The sequence below is a fragment of the Caballeronia sp. LZ065 genome (assembly GCF_031450975.1).
Taxonomy (GTDB): Bacteria; Pseudomonadota; Gammaproteobacteria; order Burkholderiales; family Burkholderiaceae; genus Caballeronia.
This window is the reverse complement of record NZ_JARUXV010000004.1, coordinates 1,216,800-1,233,352: the sequence shown is the minus strand read 5'-3', so window position 1 is coordinate 1,233,352 and position 16,553 is coordinate 1,216,800. Positions and strand designations below refer to the sequence as shown.

Sequence of the window (16,553 nt, the reverse complement as noted above, 5' to 3'; positions counted from 1 at the left end):
CGTCCTGCGCCTAGTCGCTCATGCGAGCCATCGGCGTGTACAGCCTTTCGGCTGGTTTATCGTTTCCAACTTGTTAAAGAGCATCGCCGTCTGGCGCCGCGCTGTTCGTTCAGCGCATGAGTTGTATTAAACACGATGTTTAAACAGAAGTCAAAACGTTTTGTTTAATCGCGTTGAAGAAATTTGTAACAGGGAGAAGTCGGAGGAGGCTGCTGTGTTGCGCGGGCAACAAAAAACCCGCCGAAGCGGGTTGGGGAGGCGATCGTCTGTGACAGGCTGTGCGTAAGGCTGCGCTGGGCGTCAGACTCGCTGTTTGATCTTCCGGGCCGGGACCGGGTGCGCGACGTAATACATCCACGTGATTTCAGTCTCGTCGTAGAGCATCGTGCCAGGCTCGTTGTAGGACGCGAGCTGGACGCCACCGCGCCGAGACACGAGCCGTTTGAGCATGGTCTCGCCGGTCGTCAGGCGCACCAAGACATCATCCTCAAGCTCTGGGTCAGTTGCCGGCTCGACCAGCGCGAACTCGCCCGGGTTATACCTCGGCGACATCGACGTTCCGACGATCGGCGTAAGGAAGGCGTGCGGATCGCTCGTCGCGACCTCAGCGTATTTATCTGTGGCTCCCACAGGATAGTCCCCATCAGTCCAGATTCTCTCAGGCATTCCGCCCTGAGCACGTCCGACGACGGGGATGGGGCGAAACTTCGATTTGTCTACCGAATACTGGATCGGGATCGGGACATTTCCTGTCCGTGAATCGGCAGCTTGGCCATTATTATGCGGAAGCTTACCGGCGGCCGAATCATCGATCAGAGGCAAATTTTCTGCGCTGTCTCGGGTTTGAGCTCGGACCATCGGCCTGGGCGCGGGATCCGCTTGCGACGCTCCTACTTGCATCGCTCCTTCCCCGAAGAGAAGCCATCGCGCACTGACCCCATGGGCTTTCTCGAATTCCATCGCAAAATTCGAGGGCACGCCTCGGCTTTCCCAGTTCTTCACCCTTTGCTGTGACTCGTTCAGGAAGCGCGCGACGTCGGCCTTCGACAGGAGCGGCGAAGGGGAGATGACGTCGACTGCCTCATAGAGGCGTTTTGTTGAATCTTGCATGGGCGACATCATCCCGCACCTAAACAAATTGTTGTTCAACAAAGCGTTTGACTTTTGTTTAAACGCGGTGTTTAATGGTGCATGGACAAGAAAACTCTCTCTACTCTGGCTGACCGGCAACTGATCGAAAGACTCGGTGGCCCTGCTCAGCTCGCCAAGACTCTTGGGTTCACCACCCGCGGAGGGGTTCAGCGCGTCTACAACTGGAAGGAGCGAGGTATCCCCGCCGCGGTCAAGCTGGAGTTCCCCGAGATCTTCCTTGTCGACCGGCATCAGTCCGAGCCGGCGCCGGCCTGACATCATCTTGCGCACCCGTTTCTGCGTGAGTTTCATTGTTGTTTTTCTACTGGAGAAAGGAGCATGTCCCGAAGAGCCGAGTTTCGAAACGAAGTAAAGACGCGCCTGGAGGATGCCGTGTACGACGGCATGCAGACCTTCAAGGCGCTTTACGGCATTGACAGTGACTCGGCTGCGCTCGCGCGCATCACGAAGCTGTTTCTGTTCGGCACAGTTGGCACTTTGCCGGCTAACTTGATCGGCGTCAGTGCTGAACCGTCCCAACACGGGAGCGCGGTGCACGCATGACCGATGAAAGAACGCATCTCGCAGCGGAAATTCCCGTCCCAGAGGCTGCAGAACTGGTCGCGGAATCGCTTCGATTGGGCGTTTCGATTCAGAAGTACGTCGGGTATCACGTTTTGCGGTCGATTTACGGTGTCTTGCATCCTGAAGTAGCAGCTTTCTACGCGGCCCACATTGGGATCGCGCGGGGAAAATGACTGGCCAGTCCACTGGCTGATTTAAGCACCGGTACGAGGCCGGTAACTGCTGGGAAGAGTTCAAACAAAAGCCGTTTCATTCAGAGGCTGCTTCTGTTCGATTTCAGTACTCCTCAATGGAGGCCCAGATGGAACCTGACTTTTACAGCCCGAGATCGGGCAGGCGCGTCGCTGAGACCCAGCACGCGTCGTTTCACTCTCTGACGACGAAGCAGCTCTGTCACACGCAGCGAATGGTGATGGACTGCTTCATCGGTCAGGAGACGCTTCTCACGCGCGAGGAAATCGCTGCGTGCACCAATCTCAAACTCTCCAGCGTCTGTGGACGCGTGCGCTCGCTCTTGGATGCAAGTCTGCTCCAGAAGCGCGACACGCGTCGCGACGCCGCTACTGGCAAGTCTCAAGAACTCATCGGGCTGCCGAAGGCTTAATCATGGCTGGCGACTGGATCAAGATGCGCGCGTCTCTTTGCACTCACCCGAAGGTTCTGCTGATCGCCGAGATCGTCGGCGAGTCAACCGAGGTGGGGCGTCGTCTTTCAACCGGATTCAATGGATGTCTCGACGAGATCGTTACGCGTGACGTTACGCGTGACGTTACGCTCGCGGCTCTGTTACGTGTCTGGTGTGCAACGAACGAACACACAGATGACGGCGTGTGGAAAAACAGCACGCTCCGGACGATTGACCAGGCTGCAGGAATACCCGGATTCGGCGAGGCGATGCAGACCGCGGGGTGGGCAATTTTCGATGCTGAGAGTCGCACCGTAGAAATGCCCAACTTCCTTGAGAACAACGCCCCAGCAAAGGACAACGCCAGATCGACCAATGCTGAACGGCAAGCTCGATACCGTCAAAAACACCGATCTACTCGCCAGCATGACGACGTAGAAACCGTCACCAGTAACGTAACGCATAACGTTACTGGTGACGTAACGGTGAGCGTCACAAGTAACGCTAGAGAAGAGAAGAGAAGAGAAGAAGATAAAGACATAGGGGCAAGGACGGACGTAGGTGGTGAGACTCGCGCCCCCGTCCGACCGTCCGACCTGTCCGCCGCGATGCGGAGAAATTCAATCGAAGCGCAACCGGGTGATCCGCGAATCGTTGCCGCAGCAGAGGCCGGCATCAGCGTCGAAACCATCGAGGCAGCTTGTGCTGAAGCCAAGGCCTCCGACACGAGCGGCCGAATCAAAGCCGGGTTCGTTGTCGCGATTGCTCAGCGCTGGACAGCCGATGCCGCCAGGCCGCCTCCCTCTGGCCGATCTCGACCGCAGCACCGCAGCTACCACGACGAACGCGCAGAAACCATCGCAGCACTGACCGGCCGGAGCCGACGAAATGAATCAGATGACCGAGTTGTCGACGTTGAAGCAACCCGACTTTCGTGAGGAATGGCCGGAAAACGCTTTGCCGCTCAAGTGGATGGAAGTTCTGTTTTCCAAGATGAGCGCGTTCTACGGCGCCCGGTTTGCGGATGCTTGGCGCGGCACGAACCCGGTCGAGGTGCAGAAGGCATGGGCCGTCGAGCTCGCGAAGCTGTCGAAGGCTCAGCTAAAGGCGGGCAGCGACAACCTGACAGCGCTTGTTAAGGCGCCCACGCTTCCCGAGTTCATCGCGCATTGCAAGCAAGCTCGCGTCGAGGCCGCGGCAAGCACTGCACCGCAGCTTGAGAACGGTGTTCGGGCATCGGCTGAGACGGTCGGCGCTGCCATGCCTCAGATCCGCCAGGCTGCGGCGCGCGCAGCGCGGTTGGTCGGATCGGTCGCATGGGCTTTCGACATGGTGAGTACGGGGCGAGCGCGCAACGGGTCGTCTCTGACGGCAGAAGTGCTGCGACACGCCGAGGATGCGGTCCTGTCAGGCTCTGGTGCGCAGGCCGCATACAGGAACGACGAGTTCGCAAAGATCCGCGCCAGCGTCATCCACAAGCGGAACGAGGTCGCCGCATGAGGCGCGCAGCAAAGATCGACGTCAATCAGCCCGAGATCGTGGCGGCGCTGCGAAAGGTGGGGGCAAGCGTAACGCCGATCCATGCGGTCGGAAACGGATGTCCTGACCTACTCGTCGGATTCCGCGGAAGAACTCTGGTGCTTGAAGTGAAGGACGGCAAGAAGCCGCCTAGCGCGCGAAAGCTGACAGACGACGAGGCAGTGTGGTTCGGGAATTGGAAGGGCGAAGCGTACGTAGTCGAGACGCCGGAACAGGCGATTGAGTGTTTGACGGGGAGGGGAGCGTAATGCGCGCGCTGTGGAGTGACGAGGAAATTGAAGTGCTGAAGGAAATGTGGAAGTCTCCTATTCCAACAAAATTACAGGCGCACAAGCTTCCGGGGCGTGCCGTGCATAGCATTGAACGGAAGGCCTTTAAGCTCGGACTTGCCCATAAGCCCCGTTCTTACTCAGAGCTGGTATTCGAGGTCGAAAAACTGCTTTCCGACTGTAAGCCTAGAACAAGGCTTGACGTCTTCAAGGAAATAGCGATCTGCTGGGGCCATCTGCACGAAGTAATGACTCGCGTTGTGGACGAAGAGCGCGCGCATATAGCCGTCTGGAGACAAGTCGGAAAAAAGGGGCAATGGCAGGCCATCTACTTGGGCGGAAAAGGCGAAAGCGCGAAGAAGCCCAGTCCCATGACACAGCGCCAACGCAACCTTCGCTACCTTGAGCGCGTCGATCCGGTCGAGCTAGAGATCATGAAGAAGAAGTACAACGTTCGTCGTCGCCGGGCGATTCCGAAGGTTGATGACTTGACCCAAGCCTTTTTCGGGAGAGCCGCATGATCCCCGCAGACTTCGATGCTTACTTCGCCGTGATGGGAGTGAAGCGGCGCGACTGGACTAAGCCCGCGAAGGTGGCGAGATGAGCAAGGTGATTCTCCGAAAGGACGAAACGGGGCGACTGTCCGGTATCGACGATCGGCAGGAGCGCGCATATGACCGTTTCCGCCAGAAGCTCGGCGAGCTGCGGATCGGTGAGACGCTGGCGTTCGAGTTCAAGATCCCGCGCTCGCCGCGCTTCCACCGTCTGCACTTCGCCATGCTCGGTGCGTTCTTCGCCGCGCAAGAGGTGTTCAACGACGCCGAGCGCATGCGCAAGTGGCTGGAAGTGGGGGCAGGGCACTGCGAGTTCGTTCCCGGTCCGAACGGTGACTGGATCGCGATGCCGAAGTCCATCGCATACGAGGCGCTCGACGACGCGGCATTCCGCGACGTGCACGACGCTGTGATTGCGTTCCTGCGTCAGCCGCACGCATACCGGTTCCTTTGGCCGCAACTGGACGACGCCGGTCGCGAGCAGATGGTTGAGGCGGTCATTGGAGAGTTCGAATGACGCGCGCCGCAGAGGAACGCCACATCTACAGGGTGAAGGAGCTTGATTGCTCGGTCTGTGGCGTCGCAGGCCCCAGCGATGCTCACCACATACTCGCTGGCCGCACGCCGGGCCGCAAGAGCCCGAACTTCTGCGTGATCCCGCTGTGCAAGGACTGCCATCAGGGAAGTTTCAACGGCATCCACGGGCAGCGCCGCATGTGGGAGGTTGCGAAGGTCAGCGAGCTCGACTGCTTGGCAGCGACGATCGAGCGGCTTTACGGGAGCAAGCGATGAGACGTGGCGACTACCGGGATCCGGCGATCGTGCTCGAGGAGCGGCAGGCGGGCACGTGCCTCGGCTGCGCTCAGTTGATCCGGTCGCGCTGGGGCGGCACGACGAAGTTCATATGCAACAACGCGGTTCAGAAAGCAGCGCTGAGCGTCTACGACATGCGGCGATGCCGAAAATACGAGGAGGGGGTTTTCATGACGCGCGAACAGAGCGAACACATCGAAGAACTGCTGTCGGTCTGGTATCAGTGGCAAATCCGGCAGTCGCATCGCGAGACGCTGTCGCACTTCTATCGGCCGGAGGACCGCACGTGCCGCGGATACGAGACGCCGGCGAACGCGGAGGAGGATAGCGAAGCCGCTTATCAATGGGCGGACGACCAGCAATCGGAGCAAGTTCAGCTTTGTGTCGACGCGCTGACGGCGGAGCAACGCGCGGCGATCAGCACCAGCATGCGCAACAAGGAATGCGGTTGGAAGGTGTGGGGCAGCGGGCGCGCGGGAGACCAGCACGAGACGTATCAGGCCGCGAAGGAGCGACTATTCCCCATGCTGGTCGCACGACATCTCATTCGGGTCGAGGTGTTGCTCTCGTTATAATCTCGCCTCGTCAAGGAGAAGATAATGAGCGGATCACCGAACTTGAAGCAAGACCCTGAAAATCCTGGATGGGTATTGGGTTGGGTCGCTTTAGCACGCCAGCCCGAGCGGATGCTTGGTCTTTTCTCCAGCGAAGAGGAGGCGCGGGCCGAAGCAGAAAGCAAGCAGGGCGCAGAATATTTCTACGCTTCTGTCCAGGCTGGCTCTGACAACTACATGCGCATCGACCCGCCAGTGAAAAGGTAGGCTCCAATTACGTATTGCACAGGCGTTCCAATTCGGATAGAGTAACTGCCGGAAAGATGCGCCCTGAAAGCCCGCTAGTCGAAAGACAGCGGGCTTTTTGCTTTGCGCATCGCTCGAACACGTTCGCGCGTGTCTCCTCGCGGGGCAACTGCCCTGATTTTGACGCCTCGGCCGTCAACAGCCGAGGCGTTCTCTTTTCTGGAGGTTGCTGTGCTCAAGTACAACCCGGACACGAAGGTTATCTTCGACAACGACGAAGCGGCCGTCGCGCCGATTCGCGAGATCACGCGCGATGAGATCCCCGACCTGATCGCCGATGGAGCAGGCGTCGATGCGAGCGCCAACGTGGGGGAGCAAACCTCGTCAGCCGTGCCGACGGCTGGCGATGTCCAGGCTGTTCAGGACCCGGCTGTGCCTGTGATCGGCTCGGATACGGGCGCTGATGCGGGAAAGATCGATGCGGCACCTGCGGAGGCGGCACCCGTCGATACTTCCGCTACGACCTATGCGCCCGCTGCGGTGTCGGGCGAGACTCCGGTCGCAGGTGACACGGGAAACGCGGATGCGGTTGTCGCTGGCTCGCCCAATGCGACCGCCGCCTCGGATGCGAGCTTCGCATCGAGCGTCGATACGCAACCGGCCGGCGCCGCGAGTTCTACCTCGGTGTCTACGGAATCGACTGCTGACGCAGTGGTCGATGCTCCCGAGCCGGTTGTGACCGATGCGCAAGCAGATCCCGGCGGCGCAGGGTCGGCTGATCTCAGCCCCACGCCCGCAGCGCCGAATCTCGACGCGCAGGCGCAATCGAGCGCTGTCCCTTTGGCCGCTGGTGGCGACGCTGATGTGTCCGTCGACAGCACAGCGGCGGCGCAGCCGAGCGAAGAGCATCCGCTGACGATCATCGGCGAGATCGAAGAACTGGTGCGCATGGTCGGCAACGCCGCGGTGCATGAGTACCAGCGCCTGATCCAGCGTCTGGCGGATCTGAAGAACCACCCGGCCATCAAGGACGAGTGATGCCGAGCCCTATCCGCATCAGCGTTCAGTCGGATCTCGACGCGCTGACGCGGAGGCTCAACGATTTCGAACGCAAGCAGCTGCCGTTCGCGTCTGCACAGGCGCTGACGGCAGTCGCAAAACGCGTTCAGGCCGCCGAGAAAGCGGCCCTCCCACAGGTGTTCGACCGCCCGACGCCGTTTACGGTCAACTCGATCGGCGTCAAGGCTGCGAAGAAGAACACGCAGGAAGCGCTGGTGTTCGTGAAGGACATCGCCGCCGCTTACCTCGCGCCCTACGAGTTTGGCGGCACGCACAAGCTGATCGGTTCGGGCAAGACTTGGCTGAACCCGAAAGACATGGCGCTACTGAACCAGTACGGCAACTTCAGCCGTGCGGCGCTGAAACGTCTGGAAGGGCGGCCGGACATCTTCGTCGGGTCGATCAAGACGAAGAGCGGCGAGTCGATCGGCGGTGTCTGGCAGCGCCCGACAGAAGTCAAGACGGTGAAGCGCAGCGGAAAGCGCGGTGTCGCGCTGCGGGGCGTCAACAAGACGGGCCACCTGAAGCTACTGATCCGCTTCGGTGACGCGCAGCCGGTCAAGCAGCATCTCGACTTCGGGAAGCGCGGCCGCGAGGTCGTTGCATCAACCTACCGCGCGGAGTTCGCTGCCGCATTTGCCACGGCCCTTGCAACCGCTCGCTGAGATCGCCATGAAGATCTACACCTGCTCCAACTTCACCGGCTTCTACCCGGTGGGCGTTGCCGCAGTGATCGTAGCGGAATGCGCATCGGCGGCAGAGCATCTGCTGAATGTTGCGCTGCAGGCGGTGGGCCTTCCGGGTGATGCGCAGATCGACGAGGGAAGTGCTGTCGATGCGGGCGTGCCAGGCATCGTAATGCTGAAGAACGGCGACTACTGAGATTCCATATGGCTTTGATCAAACTGTCTGGCAGGCATGCTGTCGGGCGGCACGAATTCGCCCTTGTGGATGACGACATGGTCGCGTTCCTGTCGCAGTGGAAGTGGAAGGCGAAGCCGAACGGCGCTGGAAATCACGTGTATGCCGTGCGCAACGTCGTCGAGAACGGCAAGAACCGCACGATCAGGATGCATCGGGTTGTGCTTGGCATGGACGCCAGCGATACGCGCGATGCCGATCACATCAATCGTGACGCGCTCGACAATCGGCGAGCGAATCTGCGTGCTGTAGACCGGCGCACGAACGCGATGAATACACTCACGATCGAACGCGTTGCGACGTGCCAGCACTGCGCCGTCTCATTCACGCGTCTTGTGACGCTGTCACATGCCAAGACGGCGATGTCATGCGACGACTGCGTTCAAGAACATGCTGGCGGAATGCCATCGTCGATTGTTCACTTCCCGAACTGCCGAGAATGCGGGGAACTCTTCATCGCAAAGCGCGCGGGGGCTCTCTTCTGCAGCGAAGCGTGTCGATGTCGTGCCCGCTATAAGCGGCGGGGTCCCTCTATGCGCCCTTCTCTTCGAGGGCACTGCGCGCGCGCGATGTTTTTCTAGGCATGAAATTTTCAAATTCGGGTAACACGAGCGGGCAATGAACCAGAGCGAGTTCGCGGCACTCCACGACGTCAGCCGGAAGACGGTCACGAAGTGGAAGGAGCGCGGCTGGCTTGTGTTTGCGGGCGATGAGGTCGACGTCGATGCGTCGAATGCGCTGCTGAAACGGTACCGCCGCGACGGCACGCCGGCTGTTACCCAGCCTGTTACCCAGCCGACGAAGGGTAACAAGCCCAAGACCGTTACCCAAGCGGCGAGTGAGGTAACGCTCGGTGCGCGCGAGAGCGCGGCGGACGCGGCCGATCGCATCCTGTCGGGCAACGTGCAGCTGCTCGACTTTGACGAAGCGCGCTGCTTCAAAGAAAACTACCTCGGGTTGAAAGCTCAGCTCGAATATGACCGCGACTCCGGTCTGGTGATCGACGTCGCCGAAGTGGCGAAGGCCGTCGGCGCCGAATACGCCAAGGTCAGAACCCGGCTGCTGTCGATTCCGGCGGAGCAGGCTCCGCGTCTCCACCGATGCAAGACGCCTGCCGAGCTGCAGGACATGCTGCAGGAGGTCATCACAGAAGCGCTCGAAGAACTCACTCGCGATGGAGCAGGCAACCCCAAATAGCACCCGGCGGTACGCGCGCGGGTATGAGGCGTTGCGCTCGGGCTTGACGGCGGCAATCCGGCAGAACCTGACGCCGCCGCCCAAGCTGACGCTGAGCGAGTGGGCCGAGCGCTACGCGGTGCTGTCGCGGGAGACGAGTGCGCAGACCGGCCGCTTTCGCGCGTTCGGTTACCAGAGGGGCATGCTGGATGCAGTGACTGATCCGAGCGTCGAGAAGATCAGCGTCATGAAGTCGGCCCGGGTCGGCTATACGAAGCTGATGGACCACGCGGTCGGCTTCTTCATCCACCAGGACCCTTCGCCGATTCTTGTCGTGCAGCCGCGCGTCGAGGATGCGGAAAGCTACTCGAAGACGGAAATCGCGCCGATGCTGCGCGATACGCCGGTGCTCGCATCCATCGCGGGCGACCAGAAGGCGAAGAACAGCGATCAGACGATCCTCGCGAAGACGTTCCGCAATGGCTCCAGCCTGACGCTCGTCGGCGCGAACAGCCCCGCGGGCTTCCGGCGGATCACGTCGCGAGTCGTCATGTTCGACGAGGTCGACGCCTATCCGGTGGACGGTGCCGGGAACGAAGGCGATCAGATCGCGCTGGGCACGAAGCGGTCGGAGACGTTCTGGAATCGCAAGATTGTGCTCGGCTCGACGCCGACGGTGAAGGGCTACAGCCGCATCGAGAAAAGCTTCAACGAGAGCGACCAGCGTTACTTTTTCGTGGCCTGCCCGCACTGCGGCGAGCACCAGGTGCTCGAGTGGGGCGGTCCGGACACGCCCCACGGCATGAAGTGGGATCGAGACGAGCACGGCAACGGTCTGCCGGACAGCGTCTACTACGTCTGCCGGCACAACGGCTGCATCATCCAGGAGGTCGACAAGGCCGACATGGTGGCGGGCGGTGAGTGGCGCGCGACGAAGCCGTTCAAGGGCCACGCCGGATTTCATATCTGGGCCGGGTATAGCCTGTTCCCGAATGCGTGCTGGGCGAACCTCGTGGCCGAATGGCTGCGCGTGAAGGACGATCCGCTGGCGCGGCAGACCTTCATCAACCTCGTGCTCGGCGAGCCATATGAGGATCGCGGCGACCGCGCACTGAGCGAGACGCGCCTGGCGGCGCGCACCGAGGTGTGGGACGCGGAAGTGCCTGACGGCGTTGGCCTGATCACGGTCGGCGGCGACGTCCAAGATGATCGGGTCGAGCTCGAAACGATTGGCTGGGGGCACAACGAGGAAAGCTGGTCGATTGACCACGCGGTGATCGAAGGAGATCCCGAAAGCGCAGAGCTGTGGAAGCGCGTCGACGAGTACCTGAAGCGCGTGTGGCGCCGGGCGGACGGGCGCGGGTTCGCGGTTTCGGCTGCGTGCATCGACTCTGGCGGACACCACACTCAGAAGGTGTACGAGTTCGCGAAGGCGCGGCTCGGGCGCCGCATCTGGGCAATCAAGGGCGAGTCGGCGCGCGGCGGCGCGCGATCGCCGGTGTGGCCAACGAAACGCCCGTCGTCACGAACGAAGTCGACGTTCCGCCCGATCATCATCGGCGTGAACGCGGCCAAGGACGTCGTCCGCGAGCGGTTGCGGCGCGATCCGGAAGACACCGATGGCGTGCTGACGTACCCCGCGGGGTACATGCACTTCCCGAGCGATCGGGACATCAACTACTTCGCGCAGCTCATCTCGGAGCGCTCGGTGACGAAGTTTGCCAACGGGCAGAAGTTCCGAGTGTGGGAGCTACCACCCGGGCGCGCAAACGAAGCGCTCGACATCCGCGTGTACGGCTACGCGGCGCTCTGCGGCCTCATGCACATGGGGTTGAAGCTGAATCGGCGGGTCGAGGCGGTGCAGGCGGATCCGAGCGATCTCGTGCCGCCTGCACCCGCGGAAAAAGAGGAGGTCGAGCTTGACGTCGTGAGCGCGTCCCGGCCGGTGCGGCCAGACGGACCAGTCATCAAGCAGGCACAACCTGAGAAACGCTCTCGGATTCGGCGGCTCGCCGGCTGAAGCAGAGGAGAAATATTTTGCGACGCTTCGACCCGAGCCGCAGCCTTCTCGCCGGCATGGACGAGACGGCCTTGCGGCAGTCGCTCGCGCAGGCGCAGCAGATCTACATCCAGTTGATGAGCGGCGCGCAGGGCGAGTCGTATTCGTACACGCAGGGCGACGGCACGCGGTCTGTGACCTACACGCGAGCGAACCTTGCGGAATTGACCGCAGCGATCCAACTCATGCAGGCGCAGCTCGGCATTGTCGACTCGCCCCGCAGGGCAAACCGAATCTCTTTCACCAGGCGATGACGCATGGAATCGAACGTACAGCTTCTCGGTCCGGACGGGAAACCGCTGCCGGAACGCAAGAGCCGTGCGCTCGCGCTGAACGGCAGCTATAACAGCTACGGCGGCCAAAGCGCCTATGACGCGGCCGATATGTACGGCCAGCACATGCGCGAGTGGAATCCGGTGCTGTGGTCGCCAGATGGCGAACTCAACCCGTACCGTGACCGCATCGTCTCGCGCGTGCGCGATCTCGTGCGGAACGACGGATGGGCATCGGCTGCCGTCACGCGCACGCTCGACAACGTCATCGGCGCGGACTTCCGGCCGATCTCGAAGCCCGACTATCGCGCGCTCGCGGCGATGACTGGCATCAAAGCATTCGATCACAAGTGGGCCGATGAATTCGGCCGCGCGCTTGAGGCCGGATGGAGGACTTGGGCCGAAGATCCAGCGCATTTCTGCGACGCTCAGCGCAAGCTGACGATCCCGCAATTGATGCGGCTGGCGTTCCGGCACAAGATCGTGGACGGCGACGCGCTTGGCATCCTGCAGTGGATGCCGGAACGCCTGCCCCGCGGCGCGCACTTCGCGACGGTCTTGCAATTGATCGATCCGGACCGCTTGTCGAATCCTCAACAGAACTTCGACAATCAGACAATGCGCGGTGGCGTTGAGGTCGATGAATATGGCGCACCGGTGGCAGCGCATATCCGCAGGGCGCATCAGGGCGACTGGTTCAGTGGCAACAAGCAAGTGTCGTGGGAGCGGATCCCGTTCGAGACAGACTGGGGACGGCCGATCGTCGTCCACGACTACGACTTCGACCGCGCGAGCCAGCACCGCGGCGGCGCGGGCATTCTGACGCCAGTGCTGCAGCGGCTGAAGATGCTGATCAAGTACGACGGCACGGAGCTCGACGCGGCGATCATCAACGCGATCTTCGGTGCGTATGTCACGAGCCCGTTTGACAAACAGCTGGTAACGGAAGCACTTGGTGATGGCGAGGACGAACTTGCCATGAACGGCTATCAGGACACCCGGGCCGACTTCCACGACAAGACCGACCTGCGCCTCGGCGGCGCGCGGCTGCCGATCCTGTTCCCTGGGGAACAGATCAATACCGTTTCGGCGACGCGGCCGGCAGGCAATTTCGCTGAGTTCGAGAACGCCATGCTGCGTAACGTCGCGGCCGGTACCGGCATGTCCGCGCAGCAGATCACGCAGAACTGGGCCGACGTGAACTACAGCTCGTATCGTGCCGCCGCGCTCGAGGCATGGAAGACGTTCGACCGGCGCCGCAGCGACTTCGGTCGCGGTTTCGGCCAACCGATCCTCTGCGCGATTGCGGAAGAAGCGATGGACCTCGGCGAGCTGCCGTTGCCCGCCGGCGCGCCTGAGTTCATGCGCGCGCGTGCGGCATACACGCGGGCATGGTGGATTGGTCCGGGCCGCGGCTATGTCGATCCGCTGAAGGAGCGCCAAGGCGCCGCCCTCGGCATCGAGTCGGGCCTTTCGACATTGGAAGACGAGTCGGCGCAACTGTCGGGCAACGACTGGCGCGACAACATCGATCAGCGCGCGATCGAGATCCAGTACTTCAAGGACCGCGGCATACCTCTTCCGACGACGCTGAAGGACGATGCGTCGGCGGAAGAGGTCACACAGGAACCACAGGCGCAATGAACAACCTTCTCCCGCGGCTGGCGACGCGCATGTTCAACACGCCCGTCGCCATCCATCCCCGTAAGGCGGAGATCGTCGTTGCGGCGCTTGCGGACCGGCTTGGCATCGGCAGCATGGTGCGGCTGGATGGCGCCGGGCTCGTTCCAGTAGCGATGGAAGATGACGAATACGGCTTCGCCGAGCCCGGGCGCACGCCGCGCGCGGGGTACGACAACGTCGGCGGCGTCGCCCTCATCGAAGTCCAGGGCACGCTGGTGCAGAAACTCGGATCGCTGCGGCCGTATAGCGGCATGACGGGTTACGACGGCATCCGCCAGAACCTGCTGATGGCGCTCGACGATCCGGATGTGCGAGCAGTCGCGTTCGACATCGATTCGCCCGGCGGCGAGGTGGCAGGCTGCTTCGACTTGGTGGACATGATTCACAGCGCCCGCGGCGTGAAGCCGATGTGGTCGATCCTCAATGAGTCGGCATACAGCGCCGCGTACGCGCTGGCGAGCGCGGCGGATCGGATCATCGTGCCGCGCACCGGCGGCGTCGGAAGCATCGGCGTCATCTGCGCTCACGTCGACCTGTCGGAAGCGCTGTCGAAGGCCGGCATGAAGGTGACCTTCATCACCTACGGCGATTACAAAGCCGACGGTCATGCGGAGGTCCCGCTGGCGCCGGACGCCTTGGCGAGGTTCCAGGCGGACATCAACACGATGGGCGAACTGTTCGTCGAAACAGTCGCTCGCAACCGGAATATCGCGGCCGCCACGGTGCGCGATACGCAAGCCGCCACGTTCATGGGTGACAAGGGTGTCGCTCTTGGCCTGGCGGATGAAGTGGCGGCGCCCGATGCCGCGTTTCGAGCCCTGATCCAGTCGATCCGGTCTTAAATTTCTACTCAAGGGAAGCTATCAAATGAAGCTCTCGAAGATCGCGAGCGCGATGCCGTTCGCCCATTTCCTCGGGCTGCCCAGCGCGTCCGCATCGTCGCCGAGCGCGGCTGCCCGCGCGGAGGAAGACGAGGATCGCAAGCAGCGCGAAGGCGAGTCCGACGACGACTATGCCAAGCGCATGGAAGAACAGGACGAGAAGGACAAGGCCAAGAAGGCCGAGCAGGAAGAGAGGGACAAGGACGCGCGGCGCGCCGAGCAGGACGACGATGACGCCGACGCAGAGGCCGACGACAAGGACGACAAGGAAGAAGGTAAGCGGGCCGGCCGTGCGAACGGCGCGCGACAGCGCGAGCGCGTTCGCTGTGCCGCCATCGTCGCGGAGGGCGTGAAGCGCGGCATGGTGAAGCAAGCATGCGCGTTTGCGTTCGACACGAGCATGAGCGCGCGCGAAGCGATCAATGCGCTGTCGTACGGTCAGCCCGAGCAGGCAGCCTCTGCGCCCGTCGTTCCCGCCGCGCGCACGCCGTCGCTCGACGAGCGCATGGCGCGTTCCCGTCCTGCCAATCCTGGCAATTCCGCGCCGGCAGCAGCTGAGCCGGATGCCGCCGATCGAATCCTCGCGGCGACCAAGCGGCGCCACGTCGAACAGTAACCCCTCCCCACACCCGGAGAAATTCAGATGGCATTGATTCCTACCACTGTCGGGGAGAACCCGCAGGTTCCGTCGGCATCCGCCCAGACCTTCGTACCCGATCAATTGATCGCGGGCCCGAAGCAACTGGTCACCCGCAACGTCACGATCACCGGCGGCCCGTTCGTGCGCGGCACGGTGCTCGGCAAGATCACCGCCAGCGGCAAGTACACGGCGGCGCTCTCGGCTTCGTCCGATGGCAGCCAGACGCCGACGGCGATCCTCGCCGATTACGCCGACGGCAGCGGTGGTGACGTGGTTGCCGGCGTGTACCTCGAAGGCGAATTCAACGTCAACGCGGTCACGCTCGGTACCGGCATCACGGCAACTGCCGCCCAGGATGCGCTGCGCCCGCTCGGCATCCACCTCAAGTCCTCGGTCACGGCTGCTGACCCGAGCTAAAACCCTCAACTGACTGATGCGAAGGCCCCGCCATTGAGCGGGGCTTTTCATTTGGGCCACACACTCGGAGAGAGCAATGCCCGGAAACCTGAATTACGACACGATCGCCCTGATCAAAGTCGTTCGCAACCTCAAAACGGCGCAGAGCTGGATGCTGGATCGGTTCTTCCCGAACATGATCATGTCGGACACAGAATTCGTGGCAATCGACGTGGACGTCGGCAAGCGCCGGATGTCGCCGTTCTGCTCGCCGCTGGTGGAAGGCAAGCTCGTCGAGAGCCGGCGCTACCAGACGAACACGTTCAAGCCGCCGTACATCAAGGACAAGCGCGCCCCGGATCTGCGCAAGCCCGTTCGCCGCATGATCGGCGAGCGCATCGGTGGTGACATGGCGCCGGAAGAGCGCGAAGCACAGAACATCGCGTTCGAGATCGAAGATCAGATCGACATGCTCACGCGGCGTCTGGAATGGATGGCCGCGCAAGTGCTCGTCACCGGCACGCTCACCGTCTCGGGTGAAGGTTTCCCGACGACCGTGATCGACTTCGGCCGCGACGGCTCGCTGACGATCGCTCTCACTGGCGGTGCGCAGTGGACGGCGGCGAACATCACGGCTGGCACGGCAAATCCGACGGCCAACATCGAGGCGTGGCAAACGCAGGTCTTGAAGTCCTCGGGCGCTGGCGTCACGGACATCATTTTCACGCCGAAGGCATGGAACGGCTTCAAGCTCGATCCGTTGCTCAAGGGCGCGATCTACTACCCGGCGCTCGGCCAGAACGGCAACGTCGTGAACGTCGGTCCGCAGATTCAGAAAGGCGCGGTGTCGAAGGGGATCTGGGGGCAGTACAACCTCTGGCTCTACAACGACTGGTTCGTCGACGACAACAACGTCGAGCAGCCGATGATTCCGGACGGCACGTTGATCATGACCGGCCCGGACCTCGATGGTACGCGCGCCTTCGGCATGATCATCGACCCGCAGTTCAACTACGCCTCGCTGCCGTTTGCGCCCAAGACCTGGGTGAAGGAAGACCCGGCGCAGCGCTTCATGATGATGCAGTCGGCACCGATCATCATCCCGAGCCGCGTGAACGCTGCGCTCGCCGCAACCGTCGCTTGAGGTGAC

The 16,553-nt window shown here is 62.0% G+C and carries 22 protein-coding genes; 20 read left to right on the top strand and 2 right to left on the bottom strand.

All coding sequences use genetic code 11. From position 1 onward, the window contains the following. Positions 1-300: 300 nt before the first annotated feature. A complete protein-coding gene (locus QCE63_RS32265) occupies positions 301-1,443 on the bottom strand; it encodes a S24 family peptidase (RefSeq protein ID WP_309838771.1) in 1,143 nt (380 codons plus the stop codon). Between the two features lie 81 nt (positions 1,444-1,524). On the opposite strand from QCE63_RS32265, the gene QCE63_RS32260 reads away from it, so the two are divergent. From QCE63_RS32260 to QCE63_RS32205, 12 genes are all read left to right on the top strand, one after another. Then, entirely contained in the window at positions 1,525-1,695 is a 171-nt protein-coding gene (locus tag QCE63_RS32260; protein ID WP_309838768.1) for a hypothetical protein, read from the top strand. Positions 1,696-2,017: 322 nt separating this feature from the next. Continuing rightward, complete coding sequence (locus tag QCE63_RS32255) at positions 2,018-2,320, top strand: hypothetical protein (RefSeq protein WP_309838766.1); 303 nt, start codon at positions 2,018-2,020, stop codon at positions 2,318-2,320. 2 nt (positions 2,321-2,322) lie between these two features. Then, positions 2,323-3,279, top strand: a complete 957-nt coding sequence (locus tag QCE63_RS32250) for a hypothetical protein (protein ID WP_309838765.1) — start codon at positions 2,323-2,325, stop codon at positions 3,277-3,279. Then, positions 3,230-3,841 (top strand): hypothetical protein, encoded by a 612-nt coding sequence (locus QCE63_RS32245; RefSeq protein WP_309838763.1) that lies wholly within the window; start codon positions 3,230-3,232, stop codon positions 3,839-3,841. Before QCE63_RS32250 ends, QCE63_RS32245 begins: the two co-directional genes overlap by 50 nt. 286 nt (positions 3,842-4,127) lie before the next feature. Then, positions 4,128-4,670 carry a hypothetical protein gene (locus QCE63_RS32240; RefSeq protein WP_309838761.1) on the top strand — a complete coding sequence of 181 codons (543 nt, stop codon included), beginning with the start codon at positions 4,128-4,130 and terminating at the stop codon, positions 4,668-4,670. A gap of 79 nt (positions 4,671-4,749) precedes the next feature. After that, a complete protein-coding gene (locus QCE63_RS32235; protein ID WP_309838759.1) occupies positions 4,750-5,220 on the top strand; it encodes a hypothetical protein in 471 nt (156 codons plus the stop codon). Then, on the top strand, positions 5,217-5,495 hold the full coding sequence (locus QCE63_RS32230; protein WP_309838757.1) for a hypothetical protein: 279 nt from the start codon (positions 5,217-5,219) through the stop codon (positions 5,493-5,495). The genes QCE63_RS32235 and QCE63_RS32230 overlap by 4 nt, the downstream gene beginning before the upstream one ends. Next, positions 5,492-6,091 carry a hypothetical protein gene (locus QCE63_RS32225; RefSeq protein WP_309838755.1) on the top strand — a complete coding sequence of 200 codons (600 nt, stop codon included), beginning with the start codon at positions 5,492-5,494 and terminating at the stop codon, positions 6,089-6,091. Before QCE63_RS32230 ends, QCE63_RS32225 begins: the two co-directional genes overlap by 4 nt. A gap of 24 nt (positions 6,092-6,115) precedes the next feature. After that, a complete protein-coding gene (locus tag QCE63_RS32220) occupies positions 6,116-6,337 on the top strand; it encodes a hypothetical protein (RefSeq protein ID WP_309838753.1) in 222 nt (73 codons plus the stop codon). Positions 6,338-6,547: 210 nt separating this feature from the next. Then, positions 6,548-7,354 carry a hypothetical protein gene (locus QCE63_RS32215; RefSeq protein ID WP_309838752.1) on the top strand — a complete coding sequence of 269 codons (807 nt, stop codon included), beginning with the start codon at positions 6,548-6,550 and terminating at the stop codon, positions 7,352-7,354. Further along, positions 7,354-8,040: a hypothetical protein gene (locus QCE63_RS32210; protein ID WP_309838750.1), complete on the top strand. Its 687-nt coding sequence runs from the start codon at positions 7,354-7,356 to the stop codon at positions 8,038-8,040. Before QCE63_RS32215 ends, QCE63_RS32210 begins: the two co-directional genes overlap by 1 nt. 7 nt (positions 8,041-8,047) lie before the next feature. Further along, on the top strand, positions 8,048-8,257 hold the full coding sequence (locus tag QCE63_RS32205; protein WP_309838748.1) for a hypothetical protein: 210 nt from the start codon (positions 8,048-8,050) through the stop codon (positions 8,255-8,257). Here QCE63_RS32205 and QCE63_RS32200 read toward each other — a convergent pair. After that, the gene (locus tag QCE63_RS32200) at positions 8,251-8,607 is read right to left on the bottom strand and encodes a hypothetical protein (RefSeq protein WP_309838746.1); all 357 of its coding nucleotides are present in this window, start codon (positions 8,605-8,607) and stop codon (positions 8,251-8,253) included. The genes QCE63_RS32205 and QCE63_RS32200 overlap by 7 nt on opposite strands. Positions 8,608-8,914: 307 nt before the next feature. Between QCE63_RS32200 and QCE63_RS32195 the strand changes: the two genes are divergently transcribed. From QCE63_RS32195 to QCE63_RS32160, 8 genes are all read left to right on the top strand, one after another. Next, positions 8,915-9,493, top strand: coding sequence for a hypothetical protein (locus QCE63_RS32195; protein ID WP_309838744.1), 579 nt, complete (start codon positions 8,915-8,917; stop codon positions 9,491-9,493). Continuing rightward, positions 9,471-11,492 (top strand): phage terminase large subunit family protein, encoded by a 2,022-nt coding sequence (locus QCE63_RS32190; RefSeq protein ID WP_309838742.1) that lies wholly within the window; start codon positions 9,471-9,473, stop codon positions 11,490-11,492. Before QCE63_RS32195 ends, QCE63_RS32190 begins: the two co-directional genes overlap by 23 nt. Positions 11,493-11,509: 17 nt before the next feature. Next, complete coding sequence (gpW, locus tag QCE63_RS32185) at positions 11,510-11,785, top strand: gpW family head-tail joining protein (RefSeq protein ID WP_309838740.1); 276 nt, start codon at positions 11,510-11,512, stop codon at positions 11,783-11,785. Positions 11,786-11,788: 3 nt separating this feature from the next. Next, positions 11,789-13,447, top strand: a complete 1,659-nt coding sequence (locus QCE63_RS32180) for a phage portal protein (RefSeq protein WP_309838738.1) — start codon at positions 11,789-11,791, stop codon at positions 13,445-13,447. A 29-nt stretch (positions 13,448-13,476) separates the two neighbouring features. Then, positions 13,477-14,328 (top strand): S49 family peptidase, encoded by an 852-nt coding sequence (locus QCE63_RS32175; protein ID WP_309838736.1) that lies wholly within the window; start codon positions 13,477-13,479, stop codon positions 14,326-14,328. Between the two features lie 25 nt (positions 14,329-14,353). After that, a complete protein-coding gene (locus tag QCE63_RS32170; protein WP_309838735.1) occupies positions 14,354-14,983 on the top strand; it encodes a hypothetical protein in 630 nt (209 codons plus the stop codon). A gap of 27 nt (positions 14,984-15,010) precedes the next feature. Beyond that, a complete protein-coding gene (locus QCE63_RS32165; protein WP_309838734.1) occupies positions 15,011-15,424 on the top strand; it encodes a head decoration protein in 414 nt (137 codons plus the stop codon). 76 nt (positions 15,425-15,500) lie between these two features. Beyond that, a complete protein-coding gene (locus QCE63_RS32160) occupies positions 15,501-16,547 on the top strand; it encodes a major capsid protein (RefSeq protein ID WP_309838733.1) in 1,047 nt (348 codons plus the stop codon). Positions 16,548-16,553 lie beyond the last annotated feature (6 nt).